General features: G+C 62.8%; 14 protein-coding genes and 2 tRNA genes. All 16 read left to right on the top strand.

What is annotated here, in order from left to right:
• Nucleotides 1-26: 26 nt before the first annotated feature.
• The 16 genes from BW934_RS02955 to BW934_RS02880 all read left to right on the top strand — a co-directional run bounded on the left by BW934_RS02955 (nt 27) and on the right by BW934_RS02880 (nt 15,921).
• Nucleotides 27-1,220, top strand: a complete 1,194-nt coding sequence (locus BW934_RS02955) for an acyl-CoA dehydrogenase family protein (RefSeq protein WP_076344957.1) — start codon at nt 27-29, stop codon at nt 1,218-1,220.
• 123 nt (nt 1,221-1,343) lie between these two features.
• Nucleotides 1,344-1,781 carry a MarR family winged helix-turn-helix transcriptional regulator gene (locus BW934_RS02950; RefSeq protein WP_076344955.1) on the top strand — a complete coding sequence of 146 codons (438 nt, stop codon included), beginning with the start codon at nt 1,344-1,346 and terminating at the stop codon, nt 1,779-1,781.
• Nucleotides 1,782-1,832: 51 nt separating this feature from the next.
• Nucleotides 1,833-2,678 (top strand): glutamate racemase, encoded by an 846-nt coding sequence (gene murI, locus BW934_RS02945; protein ID WP_076344953.1) that lies wholly within the window; start codon nt 1,833-1,835, stop codon nt 2,676-2,678.
• 13 nt (nt 2,679-2,691) lie between these two features.
• Nucleotides 2,692-3,315 (top strand): RdgB/HAM1 family non-canonical purine NTP pyrophosphatase, encoded by a 624-nt coding sequence (gene rdgB / locus BW934_RS02940; RefSeq protein ID WP_234969510.1) that lies wholly within the window; start codon nt 2,692-2,694, stop codon nt 3,313-3,315.
• A 44-nt stretch (nt 3,316-3,359) separates the two neighbouring features.
• Nucleotides 3,360-3,433 (top strand) — tRNA-Gly (locus BW934_RS02935).
• Between the two features lie 3 nt (nt 3,434-3,436).
• Nucleotides 3,437-3,512, top strand: a tRNA-Arg gene (locus tag BW934_RS02930).
• Between the two features lie 140 nt (nt 3,513-3,652).
• Nucleotides 3,653-4,978: a trigger factor gene (gene tig, locus BW934_RS02925; RefSeq protein WP_076344951.1), complete on the top strand. Its 1,326-nt coding sequence runs from the start codon at nt 3,653-3,655 to the stop codon at nt 4,976-4,978.
• 79 nt (nt 4,979-5,057) lie between these two features.
• On the top strand, nt 5,058-5,654 hold the full coding sequence (gene clpP / locus BW934_RS02920; RefSeq protein WP_076344949.1) for an ATP-dependent Clp endopeptidase proteolytic subunit ClpP: 597 nt from the start codon (nt 5,058-5,060) through the stop codon (nt 5,652-5,654).
• A gap of 70 nt (nt 5,655-5,724) precedes the next feature.
• Nucleotides 5,725-6,996 (top strand): ATP-dependent protease ATP-binding subunit ClpX, encoded by a 1,272-nt coding sequence (clpX, locus tag BW934_RS02915; RefSeq protein ID WP_076344947.1) that lies wholly within the window; start codon nt 5,725-5,727, stop codon nt 6,994-6,996.
• 100 nt (nt 6,997-7,096) lie between these two features.
• Complete coding sequence (lonB, locus tag BW934_RS02910) at nt 7,097-8,773, top strand: ATP-dependent protease LonB (protein ID WP_076344945.1); 1,677 nt, start codon at nt 7,097-7,099, stop codon at nt 8,771-8,773.
• 87 nt (nt 8,774-8,860) lie between these two features.
• Nucleotides 8,861-11,296, top strand: a complete 2,436-nt coding sequence (gene lon, locus BW934_RS02905) for an endopeptidase La (protein ID WP_076344943.1) — start codon at nt 8,861-8,863, stop codon at nt 11,294-11,296.
• Nucleotides 11,293-11,952 (top strand): ribosome biogenesis GTP-binding protein YihA/YsxC, encoded by a 660-nt coding sequence (gene yihA / locus BW934_RS02900; RefSeq protein WP_076344941.1) that lies wholly within the window; start codon nt 11,293-11,295, stop codon nt 11,950-11,952. The genes lon and yihA overlap by 4 nt, the downstream gene beginning before the upstream one ends.
• Nucleotides 11,953-12,077: 125 nt before the next feature.
• Nucleotides 12,078-13,439 (top strand): glutamyl-tRNA reductase, encoded by a 1,362-nt coding sequence (gene hemA, locus BW934_RS02895; RefSeq protein WP_076345382.1) that lies wholly within the window; start codon nt 12,078-12,080, stop codon nt 13,437-13,439.
• Nucleotides 13,440-13,448: 9 nt separating this feature from the next.
• Nucleotides 13,449-14,240, top strand: coding sequence for a cytochrome c biogenesis protein CcsA (gene ccsA, locus BW934_RS02890; protein WP_076344939.1), 792 nt, complete (start codon nt 13,449-13,451; stop codon nt 14,238-14,240).
• A gap of 18 nt (nt 14,241-14,258) precedes the next feature.
• Nucleotides 14,259-15,176 (top strand): hydroxymethylbilane synthase, encoded by a 918-nt coding sequence (hemC, locus tag BW934_RS02885; protein ID WP_076344937.1) that lies wholly within the window; start codon nt 14,259-14,261, stop codon nt 15,174-15,176.
• A 1-nt stretch (nt 15,177) separates the two neighbouring features.
• Nucleotides 15,178-15,921: a uroporphyrinogen-III synthase gene (locus BW934_RS02880; RefSeq protein ID WP_076344935.1), complete on the top strand. Its 744-nt coding sequence runs from the start codon at nt 15,178-15,180 to the stop codon at nt 15,919-15,921.
• Nucleotides 15,922-15,923: the final 2 nt, after the last annotated feature.

The raw sequence follows: 15,923 nt of genomic DNA, 5'->3' as shown, positions 1-15,923 counted from the left end.
ATGCATCATCCAAGGAGGCGTGTTCAATGGATTTCAGCCTGTCTCAGGAGCAACTCGCCGTTCGTGACGTCGTGCGGAAATTCGTCGATGAAGAGATTCTTCCGTACATTCGCGAGTGGGATGAAAAACAGCATTTTGAGCCGCGGGTGCTGAAGCGCCTGGCGGAGCTCGGGCTGATGGGCGTATGCATCCCCGAGAAGTACGGCGGGGCCGGCATGGACTACAATACGCTCGCCGTCGTGTGCGACGAGCTCGAGCGGGGCGACATCGCGTTCCGCACCGCCGTCTCGGTCCACACGGGCTTGAACTCGCTCACGCTGCTCCAGTGGGGCACGGAGGAACAAAAACAAAAGTACCTCGTGCCGCAGGCGCGCGGCGAGAAAATTGGCGCGTTCGGCCTGACGGAACCGAACGCTGGCTCGGATGTCGCCGCCATGCGGACGACGGCCGTCCGGGACGGCGACTCGTACATCCTCAACGGATCGAAAATTTGGATTTCGCTCGCGGACGTCGCCGATCACTTTCTCGTCTTCGCGTATACGGATCGCTCCAAGAAACATCACGGCATCACCGCATTCATTGTGGAGCGCGGCTTTGAGGGCCTCACGACGCGCTCGATCAAAGGGAAGCTGGGCATTCGAGCGGGCAACACCGGGGAATTGTTCTTCGATCACGTCCGGGTGCCGGTTGAAAATCGGCTGGGCGAAGAGGGCGAGGGTTTCAAAATCGCGATGTCCGCGCTCGACAACGGGCGGTTCACGGTGGCGGCCGGGGCGTGCGGATGCATTGCGGCGTGCCTCGAGGCGTCCGTCAAGTATTGCCATGAGCGCGAGACGTTTGGTCAGCCCATCGGCAAGCATCAGCTTGTGCAGCAGATGATCGCGAAGATGGCTGCCAATCTGGAGATTTCACGCCTTTTGGTGTACCGCGCAGGATGGTTGAAGAATCAAGGGCTTCCCAACACGCGCGAGACGTCTCTCGCCAAGTGGGTGGCATGTGACGCGGCGTGGGAGGCGGCATCTGACGCCGTGCAGATCCACGGCGCCTACGGGTACTCCAACGAGTATCCCGTCGAGCGGTACCTCAGAAATGCCAAGGCCCCCGTCATCTACGAGGGCACGCGCGAAATTCACACCATCCTCCAAGCGGAGTACGCGCTCGGGTACCGTCGAGACAAGCCGCTGTCCCGCCGCCTTCCGGCGTGGCCGTTTGAAGAATAATCAGGGAGCAGAGGGGCGCCGCGCGGCGCCCCTTTTCGCGACGGACGCGATCCCGTTGACCGAAAAAAGAGCGCAATGGTACGATTTATTGGACTCTGGGCCAGGACAGGATGTGGGTATCCTTTGGCAGACTACAGCCCCTTTGTGGAAGAAATTGAGAAAGCGCTGCGCCTCGTCGCTGCCACGGTGAGACGACGCGGCCGCGTCTTGTTGAAAGACTATGATCTGACGTCGCCGCAGTTTGATGCCCTCATCACGCTCTACAACGAGGGCGAACTGACCATCGGCGAACTTTCCAGCAAGCTCTATCTCGCCTACAGTACGACAACCGACTTGGTGGACAGGCTGGAGCGCGCCGGATACGTCTCCCGCCAAAGGGATCTGGTCGACAGGCGGGTCGTTCGCGTGCAGCTGCGGGACAAGGGTGTGCAGGTCATCGAAGCCGTGTTGAGCGCTCGCCGCGCATACCTCGATTCCATTCTGAAACACGTCTCCATCGAGGAGCGGCGCGCAGTCCTACAAGCACTGGATCTGCTGTTGACGAATATGGGTAATTCGTGAACCCCCTGTGAACCTGTGGCGGGTGCGCTCGGATATAGAGGAGTGGAGAGCATGGACATCCCGCATCGCCCCATCGGCGTGTTTGACTCCGGCATCGGAGGACTGACCGTTTTTCACGCGCTCAGGCGACGACTGCCCCACGAATCCATCGTGTATTTCGGGGATCGCGCTCGCTGTCCGTACGGCGATCGGGATCCTCATGAGGTGAAACAGTTTGCCCTAGAAATCGGCTTGTACCTCGAAAGGATGGGCATCAAACTGCTGGTGGTGGCGTGTAATACCGCGACCGCCGTCGCCCTTCCCGAGTTGCAGCAAGCGCTCGGTGTCGACGTGATCGGCGTGATTGAACCTGGCGCGAGAGCGGCGGTGCAGTCATCCGAAACGCGGCGCATCGGCGTCATCGGGACGTCGGTCACGGTCGCGAGCCACGCGTACGCTCAGGCGCTCAGGGCCCTGTGCCCCGAGGTCTCCGTCACGGAACTGGCCTGCCCGCTCTTCGTTCCGCTGGTTGAACAGGGTCACGTCGAAGGCGATGCCGTGGAATCCGTGGTGCGCGACTCGCTTCGCCCGCTCCTCGACGAGCGGATCGACACGCTCGTCCTCGGGTGCACGCATTACCCGCTTCTGATGCCGGTCATCCGCCGCGCCTTGGGTCCGGCCATCCGCGTCATCTCGTCGGCGGATGCGGTGGCCAAGCAGGTCGAACAACGGCTCTCCGAGCGGGGGATCGCCGCTCCGGTTCAGAACGAGCCGGAAGTCTCTTTCCTTACCACCGGCGACACAGCGAGTCTTCGCGTGGCGCTCGCCACCTGGTTCGGTGAGATCCCTGGCGATCGCGCCGTGCGCCACGTGGCCTTGCCGATTTCGCAGCCAGCCGTCCAACAGATCGCACCATGACGGGAGGGAACGCATGATGCGCCTCGTCCTCGCCACCCAAAACCCGAACAAGGTGCGCGAGTTCTCCGAGCTGCTGGAGTCGCGCGTCGATCTCGTCGCCTTGCCGCCTGGGCTGCCCAAGGCGCCTGAGACGGGCGACACCTTCCTCGACAATGCGCGGCAAAAGGCGATGTTTTACGCGGCACATGTCGGAGGTTTTGTGGTTGCCGACGACTCTGGGCTCGTCGTGCCGGCGCTGGACGGAGAACCGGGCGTTTTCTCGGCCCGATACGCGGGAGAAGGAGCAGATGATCGCGCGAACAACGAGAAACTGATCCGCGCCTTGCGGGCAAAGGGGCTTCGTCGTGCGGAGGCCCGGTTTGTGTGCGCACTCGTGGTGGCGAGCGAGCGCGAGTCGGTCATTGAGGTCGAGGCTTGGGTGGACGGCCACGTCCACGATGAGCCGCGCGGCGAAAACGGATTTGGTTACGACCCGCTGTTTTCGCCCGAGGGAGAGGCGCGCCGGTTCGCAGAGATGAGCGCAGAGGAAAAGCATCGGTTTTCTCATCGGGCGCGCGCGGCGCGGATGCTTCTCGCCCGGCTGTCCTCGGCGGGGCAGGCCACAGGCCTTGGTTGGCGTGGGGAGCCACTGTCTTGATATCGCTTGCCCGATCGACTAAACTATCGAGGGTGGTAGGATGTGCGGGTGTAGTTCAACGGTAGAACTCCAGCCTTCCAAGCTGGCGGCGGGGGTTCGACTCCCCTCACCCGCTCCATGTGTCTCAGTAGCTCAGGGGATAGAGCAGCGGTCTTCTAAACCGCGGGTCGGGGGTTCAAATCCCTCCTGAGACGCCACGCGGGCAAGCCATGAGCACCCACCGGGGTGCTCAATTTTCAGATGGGCCTCGCACGCGGTTCAAGCGAGAGGGTGACCGCGAACGCGCGCACGCGGGTTCGTCGGATGGTTGCGTGACACAGTTAGGAGGATCGGTTGAATGGCAGCAAAGTGGGAGAAGACTGGCGCAAATGTGGGTGTGCTCGAGGTGGAGGTTGACAGTGAGCGATTCGCCCAGGCGCTGGATGAAGCCTTTAAACGCGTTGTGAAGCGCGTCGTGGTTCCGGGGTTCCGCAAGGGGAAGGTGCCGCGGAAACTGTTCGAGAAGCGGTTTGGCGTGGAATCCTTGTACGAGGACGCGGTCAACATTCTCTTGCCGCAGGCCTATCAAGAAGCCGTCCTGGAAACGGGTATCGAGCCCGTGGACCAGCCGGCCGTCGATGTCGTCCAGGTGGAAAGCGGCAAACCGTTTATCTTCAAAGCGACGGTCACGGTGAAGCCCGAGGTCCAGCTTGGGGACTACAAGGGGCTCGAAGTGGAGGACAGGGTCTTCGAAGTCACGGACGAGGACGTTCAAAAGGAGATCCAGAACCTCCTGAAGAGCCATGCCCAAATCGAGACCATCGAGGATGGCTCGGTGGAAAAGGGCGACGTGGTGACCATTGACTTCGAGGGGACCGTGGACGGCGAACCCTTTGAAGGCGGAGAGGCCGAGGGGTTCCGGCTCGAGATCGGCAGTGGAGCGCTCATCGCGGGGTTTGAAGATCAACTCGTCGGCATGAAGCCCGGCGAGGAACGCGAAATCGAGGTGACCTTCCCGGACAACTACCACGTCAAGTCGCTGCGCGACAAGGCGGCGCGTTTCCGGGTGAAGTTGCACGAAATTCGCCGCCCCGTGTTGCGCGAGCTGAACGACGAGTTTGTCCAGGAAATCAGCGAATTTCAGACGGTCGACGAATACGTCGCGGATCTTCGCAAGAAACTCGAAGAGCGGGCAAAACTCGAGCACGAACGGTATATTGAAAATGAAGTCGTGAAGAAAGCGGCAGAACGCGCGACGGTGGAGATTCCGCCAGTGATGATTGAGCGGGAGATCGACCATCAGCTCGGCCATTTTGCTCAACAGTTGCAGATGCAGCAGATTCCGCTCGACGCGTACCTGGAGTTCACGGGTCTGTCGATGGAGGAACTGCGGGATCAATATCGGGAGTTGGCTGAGCAAAACGTGCGCACGAGCCTTGTGCTTGAGGCGATTGCGAACGCCGAGCAGGTGGAAGTCACCGAGGAAGATGTCGAGCAGGAGATTGCGCGGATGGCCGAGCAAACCGGCCTTGAGGCGGATCGCGTCCGCCAGCTCCTGAGTTTCCGAGATCCAGAGCTTGCGAGCCTGCGAGAGGATTTGAAGACCCGCAAAACGCTCAAGCTGTTGGTGGACCATGCGAAAATCGTGCCGCCTTCGGCCGAAGTCGATTCGCAAGACAACTGATGCAAGCGCGTGAGGACAAGACAAGGCCTTGGGCCTTGTCTTGTCCTCTACATGGCCGCAGGGAGAGGGAGGCTGTTGCATGTATTATCCGATTCCGTATGTGATCGAACAAACAAGCCGCGGCGAGCGGACGTACGACATTTACTCTCGGTTGCTGAAGGATCGGATCGTCATCCTGGGCACGCCCATTGATGATCAGGTCGCGAACTCGATTGTGGCACAGCTTCTGTTCCTGGCGGCCGACGATCCAGAGAAGGACATTCAAATGTACATCAACAGTCCAGGTGGGTCTGTGACGGCAGGCATGGCCATCTACGATACCATGCAACACATTCGGCCGGCCGTGTCCACGCTGTGCATCGGCATGGCTGCGAGCATGGGTGCGTTCCTTCTGGCCGCGGGTGAGAAGGGAAAACGGTACGCTTTGCCGAATGCAGAAATCATGATTCACCAACCGCTCGGCGGCGTGGAGGGCCAGGCCTCGGATATCAAGATTCACGCGGAGTGGATTTTGAAGACGAAGGATAAGCTGAATCGTCTGCTTTCTGAGCGGACGGGGCAGCCCCTCGACGTGATCGAGAGAGACACGGATCGCGACCACTTTATGTCGGCCGAAGAGGCGAGGGCCTACGGCCTGATCGACGAAGTGCTGCTTCCGCTGGATCGGGGTCGGTGACGGGTTCGCATCGGATGTCTTTGCCTTGCGCAGCCGGTGTGGTAACCTCGTAAGAGGAGGGGAACGAACCATGTTCAAGTTTAACGAGGAGAAGGGCCAACTGAAGTGCTCGTTCTGTGGCAAGACACAGGAACAAGTGCGAAAGTTGGTTGCTGGCCCCGGCGTATATATCTGTGACGAGTGCATCGAGCTGTGCAACGAGATCGTCGAGGAGCAGCTCGGTGAGGACGACGAGTTTGAACTGAAGGACGTCCCGAAGCCGACGGAGATCAAAGCGGTCCTTGACCAATACGTGATTGGCCAGGAGCATGCGAAGCGGGCGCTGTCGGTGGCCGTGTACAACCACTACAAGCGCATCAATGCGGGCTCACAGAAGAACGACGACGTGGAGTTGTCGAAGAGCAACATTTTGCTCATCGGCCCCACGGGCAGCGGCAAGACGCTGTTGGCGCAGACCTTGGCTCGCACGCTGAACGTTCCGTTTGCCATCGCAGACGCCACCTCGCTGACGGAGGCCGGTTACGTGGGCGAGGACGTCGAGAATATTCTGTTGAAGTTGATTCAAGCGGCCGACTACGATATCGAGAAGGCGGAGCGCGGGATCATTTACATTGACGAGATCGACAAGATTGCGCGGAAGTCGGAGAACCCGTCGATCACGCGCGATGTCTCGGGCGAAGGCGTTCAGCAGGCGCTGCTGAAAATCCTCGAGGGGACCATCGCCAGCGTGCCGCCTCAGGGCGGAAGGAAGCACCCGCATCAGGAGTTCATCCAGATCGACACCACGAACATCTTGTTCATCTGCGGCGGCGCTTTCGACGGTCTGGAGACCATCATCAAGCGCCGGTTGGGCAGCAAGGTCATTGGCTTTGGGGCAGCAGGTGCGGCATCGAGCGAGTCGAAGGATTCCGCCATCCTGCAGCATGTGTTGCCAGAAGACCTGCTCAAGTTCGGTTTGATTCCGGAGTTCATCGGGCGACTGCCTGTGATCGCGACGCTCGACGCGTTGGACGAGGAGGCGCTGAAGCGCATCCTCACGGAGCCGAAAAACGCCATCGTCAAGCAGTTCCAAAAGTTGCTCGACATGGACAACGTCGTGCTCGAGTTTCACGAGGATGCGCTTGAGACCATCGCCAAAGAGGCGATTCGCCGTGGGACAGGTGCCCGCGGGTTGCGGGCCATCATCGAGTCCATCATGCTCGATGTGATGTATGAGCTTCCGTCGCGAGATGATGTGCAGAAGTGCATCATCACGAAGGCCGCTGTGCTGCGCGAGGGCCCGCCCATCGTGTTGCGAAAAGACGGAACGGTCATCCCCTTCCACCGCGAAGAGACCGCGTAAGATCCAGTCGAGGCCAGCCTCTTTGAGGCTGGCCTTTTCGTTTATCCCTCTTGCTGCAAGGCAATACTGCCTACCTGAGCAGGAAGAGGGAGGGACCCGGATGACCACCAGTATTCTCGCAGCTGTGCAACTGTTCTTCGCGCTCGTGATTGGGCTTTACTTTTGGAACTTGCTTCGCACGCAGAACCAGAGTCGGCATGCGATTGAGCGGGAGTCGAAGAAGGAATTGGAGAAATTGCGCCGCATGCGCGCCATCTCCCTGACGGAACCGTTGGCGGAGCGCACGCGCCCGCAGCGCATCGACGATATCATCGGCCAGCACGATGGTGTGCGCGCCCTTCGGGCAGCGCTGTGTGGCCCCAATCCGCAGCACGTGATCATCTACGGCCCGCCTGGAGTAGGTAAGACCGCGGCGGCACGACTCATTCTGGAGGAAGCCAAGCGGACGCCAGGGTCGCCTTTTCAGCCCGACGCGAAGTTCGTCGAGCTGGACGCGACGACCGCCCGCTTCGACGAGCGCGGCATTGCCGATCCGCTGATCGGTTCGGTGCACGACCCGATTTATCAGGGCGCGGGTGCCATGGGCATTGCCGGTATTCCTCAGCCCAAGCAGGGGGCCGTGACGAAGGCGCATGGCGGCATGCTGTTCATCGACGAGATTGGCGAGCTTCACCCCATTCAGATGAACAAGCTTTTAAAGGTGCTCGAGGACCGCAAGGTGTTTCTCGAGAGCGCGTACTACAGCAGTGAAGATACGAATATCCCCGTGCACATTCACGATATCTTTCAGAATGGCCTGCCGGCTGACTTCCGACTGGTGGGGGCCACGACGCGATCGCCCGAAGAGCTGCCCCCGGCGTTGCGCTCGCGCTGCGTGGAAATTTTCTTCCGGGCCTTGACAAGGGACGAGATTCGGCAGGTGGCCGAAGGCGCGGCGGAGAAGCTCGGCATGCCGCTTGACGAAGGTGCGGCGGACACCGTGGCGGACTACGCGACGAACGGACGCGATGCTGTCAACTTGGTGCAGATGGCCGGTAGTCTCGCGATGGTCGAATCGCGCACGAGCATTCGGCGCGAAGACGTTGAATGGGTCGTGGAGTTCAGCCGCATGACGCCGCGGCCGGACCGGAAGATCGGGGACAAACCGCAAATTGGCGTCGTCAACGGCCTCGCCGTCTATGGTCCTGCGCTCGGCATGCTGTTGGAGATCGAGGTCACGGCGACCCCGGCCCCAGAGGGCGACGGTCGGCTGACGATCACGGGCTTGGTCGAAGAGGAGACGCTCGGCGGCCGCGATCGCTCGATTCGGCGCAAGAGCATGGCCAAGGCGTCCCTGGAGAATGTCCTCACGACGCTGGAGCGCCTGTATGGAATTCGCGCCCGGGATTATCACTTGCACGTCAACTTTCCCGGTGGTATGCCGGTGGACGGGCCCAGTGCCGGCGTGGCGATGGCGGTCGCCATTTACTCCGCCGTGCGCATGGAACCGGTGTTGCATACCGTCGCCATGACGGGGGAACTCTCGATTTTGGGTTCCGTCCGGCCGGTTGGCGGCGTGGCGGCGAAGATTGCCGCGGCCGTGGAGGCGGGCGCAAAGGTGGTGCTCATCCCGAAGGCAAACTGGCAGGAGTCGTTTCGGCATCGCAAGGACATCCAGGTCGTGCCTGTCGAGCGGCTGGAGGACGTGTTGCGGCTGGGGCTCGTGAGCGGGCTCGACGGCGATCGCGCCCGGCCTGACATCGCGGCGGCGATGGTGCAAAAGCCCTTGGCGCAGTAAGCGCCGTCCCGCCTCGCGTTCGACTTTGGGGCCGCGTTTCGATACAATGAAGGGCATCGTCAGGGGAGAGAGTTCGGAGGTGGGGGCATGGCGACCGAGGCTCATTCGGGGCCAGAGACCAAGGACGTGTATCCACTGTTGCCGCTGCGCGGGCTCTTGGTGTTCCCGGGCATGGTTCTGCACTTCGACGTCGGGCGGCCGAAGTCGGTGCGGGCGCTCGAACAAGCGGTGGCGAATGACCATGTGATCGTGTTGGCTTCGCAGGAGGACGGACAAGTGGACGATCCGTCCGCGGACGACTTGTACCGGGTGGGCACGCTCGCGCGCGTGAAACAGATGCTCAAGCTGCCGAACGGCACCATTCGCGTGCTCGTCGAGGGACTCAAGCGCGCCGTCGTGCGCGACTTCGTCACAGAGGACGAGTTTTTCACGGTCCGCGTGGAGACGTACGATGAGCCGGAGGAGGTACCGACCACGCCGGCCATTGAAGCGATGCGCCGTTCGGTGACCCAGCAGTTTGAGCAGTACGTGCGGCTCTCGCGAAAGCTCGATCTCGACACGTACGCGACCGTGGTGGACATGGCCCATCCAGGCCAGTTTGCCGACGCGGTCGCTTCGCATCTGCCGCTCAAGGTTCGGGAGAAACAGGACATTCTGGAGGCGTTCGACATCGAGAAGCGGCTCGAACGGCTCCTTCAGATTCTCTCGGACGAGCGCGAGGTGTTGGAACTCGAGCGCAAGATCCATCAGCGCGTGCGCAAGCAGATGGAGCGAACCCAGAAGGAGTACTACCTTCGGGAGCAAATGAAGGCCATTCAGCGGGAGCTTGGCGACAAGGAAGGCCGTCAAGCGGAGGTCGATGAGCTGAGGGAAAAGCTGGCCGCGAAGCTCATGCCGGACGACGTGCGGGATCGGGTGGAGAAAGAGATCGCCCGTTTGGAGCGCATTCCGACGGCGTCGGCCGAGGGCACGGTGGTCCGCAATTACATCGATTGGCTATTGGCACTGCCCTGGCTGGAAAAGGCCAAGTCCACGGCCGATGTCGCTCGGGCGGAGCGCATCCTGAACGAAGACCACTATGGCCTCGACAAGGTCAAGGAGCGGATCCTGGAGTTCATCGCGGTCCAGGCGCTGACCGAGAAACAGGCGGGCCCTATCATCTGCCTCGCCGGACCGCCGGGCGTGGGCAAGACGTCCCTCGCGCGGTCCATTGCCAAATCGCTCAAGCGCCCGTTTGTGCGCGTCTCTCTCGGCGGCGTGCGGGACGAGGCCGAGATCCGCGGCCACCGGCGCACGTATATCGGCTCCATGCCAGGGCGGATCTTGCAGGGAATGCGCCAAGCGGGTGTCATCAATCCCGTCTTTCTGCTCGACGAGATCGACAAGATGGCGAGCGACTTCCGGGGCGATCCGGCTGCGGCCATGCTGGAAGTCCTGGATCCCGAGCAGAACCACGCGTTCTCGGATCACTACGTCGAAATTCCGTACGACCTGTCCAACGTGTTGTTCATCACGACCGCCAACAATGTGTATCAGATCCCTGGGCCTCTTCGGGACCGAATGGAAGTCATTCAACTGTCCGGTTACACGGAGATCGAAAAGCTGCACATCGCGCGCGAACATCTGCTACCGAAGCAGCGCGCTCAGCACGCCTTGAAAGGGGATCGCATCCGCATTTCGGACGACGTGTTGCTCGAGATCATCCGCCACTACACGCGTGAGGCGGGCGTGCGCCAGCTCGATCGGCAACTGGCGGCCGTGTGCCGAAAGGTCGCTCGCGCGGTGGCAACAGGTCAGGCGAAGCGCGTGGCGGTCACCAGCGCGGTCCTACAATCGTATCTGGGCCCGCACAAGTACGAGTTTGGCGAGATGGAGCAGGAGGATCAGGTCGGCGTGGTCGCCGGGCTCGCGTGGACGGAGATGGGCGGCGATCTCTTGCTCGTCGAGGTGTCCATCGTACCCGGGTCGGGAAAGCTCGTGCTCACGGGTCAGTTGGGCGACGTGATGAAGGAGAGCGCGCAGACGGCACTCTCGTACGTGCGTTCGCGCAGCCGGGCGCTCCGCCTGCCGCCCGATTTCCACGAAAAAGTCGACATTCACATCCACGTCCCGGAAGGCGCGATTCCCAAGGACGGGCCGTCGGCCGGGATCACCATGGCGACGGCGCTCGTCTCGGCCCTGACGCACACCAAGGTGCGCCACGATGTGGCCATGACCGGCGAAGTGACGCTGCGCGGGCGAGTGCTGCCCATCGGAGGGCTAAAGGAGAAGAGCCTCGCCGCGCATCGCGCCGGTATTCGGACCATCCTCATCCCGAAGGGCAACGTCAAGGATCTGGACGATGTGCCCGACTTGGTCAAGTCCGAGGTCGAATTCGTGCCTGTCGCGCATATGGACGACGTCCTTCGCCTGGCGCTCGTCGACAATCCGCTCGATCGCGCCGCAGGTTCGCTGGCCGACGAGCCGTGGTGGGCCGACGTGTGGTCGGACAGCCGATTTGGAGGAGGCGAAGCACACCAATGATCATTCGGAGTGCGGACCTCGAGGCGACGGCCGTTCATCCACATCAGTGGCCGAAGCCTCGCTTGCCCGAGTTCGCCTTCTTGGGGCGGAGCAACGTGGGGAAATCCACGTTGCTCAATCGCCTGTTGAACCGAAAGCAACTCGCCCGCGTATCTTCCCAGCCTGGAAAGACGCGCCAGTTGAATTTCTACCTTGTCAATCAGGCGTTTCGGTTTGTCGACCTTCCCGGCTACGGGTACGCGGCTGTGAGCAAGCAGGAGCGGGACCGGTTCGCGGCGATGATTGACCGGTATTTGAACGATCGCGACGAATTGTGCCGCATCTTTCACCTCGTGGACATCCGACATGAGCCCACGAAGGACGATGTCGCGGTTCACCGCGCGCTGCTGGAACTCGGCGTTCCGGTCTCCGTGGTCGCCACCAAGGCAGACAAGATCGGGCGAAGCCACGTCCCTAAACACATCAAGGTCATTCGCGACATCCTTCGCACGCCCGCGGACATCTGGCCTGTGTCAGCGGAAAAGCGCGAAGGGCTGGAGGAGCTATGGCGCGTAATAGAGGGAGATCTTGGTGCTTGGCAGCATAGCGAGGCGCCGGACACCGCGCGCGCGGCAGAGGTGGCGAGCTCAAGGGAGCACCTGGGCGAGACCGAGTGAGAACTCCAACCTGCGCCCGCATCCCTCGCCACAACGTTCAAGGGAGCGTCACACCCGCTGGGCAGAAGCCCTTGGGCAGGCGCTCCCTCTGCTATATAATGTGAGAGGACATGGGGGTGGAGTGCGTGAACATCTTCGTCGTGGGCCTCAGCCACAAGACGGCGCCCGTGGAACTGCGTGAGCGCGTGAGCCTCGGCGAATCCGAGGTTCGTCACGTTTTGACGCAGCTCCGCGAATCGCGTACCGTTCTGGAGTCTGTCGTCGTATCGACGTGCAATCGGCTCGAGGTGTACGGATTGGGGCCGAGCGCTCGGGCGGGCTCGGACTTTGTGCTTGACGTCGTCGCCAAGGCCACGGGGGTCGAGCGGGGCACGCTCTGGCGGCATGCGTACGTCCGCCAGGGCGAGGAGGCCGTCCGGCATGGCATGCGAGTCGCGTGCGGACTGGATTCCGTCGTGTTCGGCGAGACGCAAATTTTGGGTCAGATGAGAGAGGCGTACCAATGGGCGCTCGAAGAGGGCGCAACCGGTTCCGTGATGAACCGGATGTTCCGCGAGATCATCCACGTTGGCAAGCGAGCGCAGACAGAGACGACCATTGGGCGCGAGGCCGTTTCGGTGAGTTATGCCGCCGTTCAACTGGCCCGCAAGGTGCTCGGAGATCTCAGCGGAAAACAGGTGGCCGTCGTCGGCGCGGGCCACATGGCGTCACTCGCCGCGCGGCACTTCGCCGCGCAGAAGCCGCAATCCCTTCTCATCTTGAACCGCACCGTGGCCAGGGCCGAGGTGCTTGCGGCGGAGGTGGGCGGTGAGGCCCGGGCATTGGAGGAGGAGGGTCTCCGGCAGGCCCTGGCGCAAGCGGACGTTCTCCTCACGGCTATCGGGCGCGGGCGGCCCGTCATCACGCGCAGCATGGTCGCCGATGCCTTGGCCTCGCGCCGCGGACGCCCCATCGTCGTTCTCGACATCGCCGTGCCTCGGGATGTGGAAGCGGAAGCATCGCAGTTCGCGTCCGTCTACCTGTACGACGTGGATGATCTCGAGGGCGTCGTCGCGGCCAACCTCGAGGAGCGGGCGCGCCAGGAAGAGGCGGTCGAAGCGATGATCGACGAGGGCGTCGCCGCGTTCTCGCAATGGCTGACCGAGCAAGAGGTGGTGCCGGTCATTGCCGCGCTTCATCAGCGCGGTGAGGCCATCGAGCGCGAGGTGATGGCGAGCCTCCTGCGGAAGCTCCCTCATCTCGGCGAGCGGGAGCAGAAGGTCATCCACAAGCACATGATGAGCATCGTCCATCAACTGCTGCGTGAGCCGGTGAAAAACGTGAAGGAGATGGCGCTTCAGTCGGGGAATCCGGCGTATGCCGAGACGCTCGCGGCGCTCTTTGGCCTTGAGCCGGCCGCCCTTGGGGGCCGCGTTCGCGTCGAGCTCGAGCGCGGGGCGGAGACCCCGGGCGGTGCGCACGCACAGCCGGCCTTTTCGCAAGGGTGACCGAACGCGATGGGCGCTTGGTACGTCCTCGGCATGGTCGTCTATGCGTTTGCCCTCGTGTGGTCAGGCTTTTCCTTCACCCAGTGGCGCCGTTTGTCACCACGCGCAGGGTATGGGCTCTTTCTGGCCGCGTTCGCACTCATGACCGTGGTGTTTCTCGGCCGCCTCGCGTCGTTGCGCGATGCGGCAGACTATTCTCGTGGCGATCTCGCCCTGTTCATCGCGTGGCTCATGCTCACGGTCACGGTGGCGATGGGGCGCGGCAGCGCTTCAAGCCCGGTCTCGCTGGTGCTGAACGCGGTGGGATTTGGCCTTGCCCTTGTCGCGGGAGGCTTGCAGAGCCAGTCGCAGGTTCCGTTTCTCTCGGCATCCAGCCTGTTGGCCCTTCACGTCGCGTTGGCGGTGCTCGGGGACACGGCCTTTGCCTTCAGCTTTTCGTTTGCCTTGATGCATCTCGCGCTTGACGCTCGCCTTCGCCGGCGCCTGTTCGACCGGTGGTATCTACACCTGCCTTCGCTCGCCACGCTCGACAGCCTGGCGCTGTTCATGAGCGCGACGGGGGCGGGTTTGCTGTTTCTGGCCATGATCACCGGATGCTGGTGGGGAGAGTTGGTCCTGCACCACTGGCTGCTCACCTGGCCCAAGTTTAGGGTGACGGCCTTTTGTCTCATCCTGTACATCAGCTACTTGGTTTGGCGCATGAGCCGGAAGGCTGCGACGCGCGCCATGATGCTGTTTCAAGTCATCTGTTTTGTCGTGGTATTGACCAACCTGCTGTTTATTGGCGGAAGGCTGCCATGACTCGAGGGAGGATCCAGGTTGCGCACCTTACGCGTCGCGACGAGGCGGAGCGCGCTCGCGCTCACGCAGACGAAACACGTGATCAGTCTCTTGAAGCAGGTGGTGCAAGACGCCGAATTCGATCTCGTCCCCATCCGCACGCGGGGTGACGAGATCGTCGACCGGGCGCTGGCCGAGGTCGGTGGCAAGGGGCTGTTTGTCGGCGAGATTGAGGACGCCATCGCTCGGGCGGACGCCGATCTCGCCGTGCACAGTCTCAAAGACGTGCCCTTTGCGCTGCGCGACGGCCTGGTCATCGGAGCCGTGCCCCGCCGCGAGGATCCGAGGGACGCCCTCATCAGCCGAACGGGGGGCGGCCTCGCCAGCCTGCCGCCCGGCGCGCGCGTGGGGACAAGCAGCCTGCGCAGGCAGGCGGCGCTTCGCCGTGTTCGCCCCGATTTGCAGGTGGAGGCTTTGCGCGGCAACGTCGACACGCGGCTCGGGCGGCTCGACGAGGGGCGTTTTGACGCCATTGTCCTGGCGGCGAGCGGGCTCCATCGCTTGGGCTTAGCCCACCGGATCACGGAATACCTGCCGACCGATTCGTTCGTCCCCGCGGTGGGCCAGGGGGCGCTGGCCGTCGAATGCCGGGCGGACGACGCCGAGCTGTTGCGCCATCTGCGCGCCATCGACGACCCGGAGACGGCGCGATCGGTCGAAGCGGAGCGCGCCTTTCTCGCGAGGCTGGAGGGTGGCTGCCAGGTGCCGATGGGCGCGTACGCAGAGGCGTTTGGGCGCGAGTTGCGCCTCGTCGCCTTCGTGGCCGATCCGGCCGGCCAAGGCCACCTGCAGGTGGAGCGCACCGGGACCGACCCCCGCGCGCTCGGCACCGAGGTGGCAGAGGAAATGCTGCGTCAAGGCGCAGCCGCCTGGCTCAAGCCGAGTCGGGGGGATTGACGTGGCGCGCCCTCCCGTCATCGTGACCCAGTCAGGAGATCGCGGTGCCTCGCTCGCTGCCACCCTTCGCCGCCGCGGTTTTGCCGCGGAACATGTGCCTCTGGTGGAGACGGTGACGCGCATCGACGCCGTGCGGCGGCTCCCTCACGCGGCATCGGGCCCCGCGGCGTGGGTGTTCACGTCGGCGGCCGCCATACGCGCCATCCGATCCTTTGAACCCGCCGCCGAGCGGCTGCGGGCGGCGCCCTTCGCGTTCGCGCTCGGGGAAGCGACGTGGCGGGAGCTCCGCGCCGTCCACAACCGCGCGCATCATTTTCCAGGCGTGCGCGGCGCTTCGGAGTTTGCCGATCGCCTCATCGCGTCGTGCCCTCCCTCGCTTGACTTTGTGTTTCCTTGCGGAAACCTCGCGCTCGAGGCGCTTCCCGACGCCCTGCGCCGCGCCGGACGGCGCGTGGAAGCGTGGATGGTGTACGACACGCTTCTTCGTCCCGAGGCGGTAGAACGGCTGGCCGCACAGAAAGGCGGCGTGGTCGTCCTGTTCAGCCCGTCCGCCGTAGCTGCCATCGGGGCGCACCCCTCTCGCGGCGAATGGTTGGCATCGGGGCGCTTTGTCTTTTTACCCTTTGGCCAGACGACGGCCAAAGCCCTCGACGAGCTCGGCGTCTGGCATCTCGATCCTCCGCCAGAGCCGTCGCATGAAGCGCTGCTCGGCTATCTCGAGACCTTATATCCCATGGGAGCGTGATG

It is taken from the genome of Alicyclobacillus vulcanalis (assembly GCF_900156755.1).
GTDB classification, from domain to species: Bacteria; Bacillota; Bacilli; order Alicyclobacillales; family Alicyclobacillaceae; genus Alicyclobacillus; species Alicyclobacillus vulcanalis.
Note: the sequence above shows the minus strand (reverse complement) of the source record. Positions and strands in the feature narration are given on the sequence as shown.

Bases quoted from the DNA above. Each gene is read 5' to 3' on its own strand.
- rdgB (WP_234969510.1), top strand. From the start codon at position 2,692: ATGATGCGCCTCGTCCTCGCCACCCAAAACCCGAACAAGGTGCGCGAG.
- murI (WP_076344953.1), top strand. From the start codon at position 1,833: ATGGACATCCCGCATCGCCCCATCGGCGTGTTTGACTCCGGCATCGGA.
- BW934_RS02955 (WP_076344957.1), top strand. From the start codon at position 27: ATGGATTTCAGCCTGTCTCAGGAGCAACTCGCCGTTCGTGACGTCGTG.
- ccsA (WP_076344939.1), top strand. From the start codon at position 13,449: ATGGGCGCTTGGTACGTCCTCGGCATGGTCGTCTATGCGTTTGCCCTC.
- tig (WP_076344951.1), top strand. From the start codon at position 3,653: ATGGCAGCAAAGTGGGAGAAGACTGGCGCAAATGTGGGTGTGCTCGAG.
- lon (WP_076344943.1), top strand. From the start codon at position 8,861: ATGGCGACCGAGGCTCATTCGGGGCCAGAGACCAAGGACGTGTATCCA.
- clpX (WP_076344947.1), top strand. From the start codon at position 5,725: ATGTTCAAGTTTAACGAGGAGAAGGGCCAACTGAAGTGCTCGTTCTGT.
- lonB (WP_076344945.1), top strand. From the start codon at position 7,097: ATGACCACCAGTATTCTCGCAGCTGTGCAACTGTTCTTCGCGCTCGTG.
- clpP (WP_076344949.1), top strand. From the start codon at position 5,058: ATGTATTATCCGATTCCGTATGTGATCGAACAAACAAGCCGCGGCGAG.
- yihA (WP_076344941.1), top strand. From the start codon at position 11,293: ATGATCATTCGGAGTGCGGACCTCGAGGCGACGGCCGTTCATCCACAT.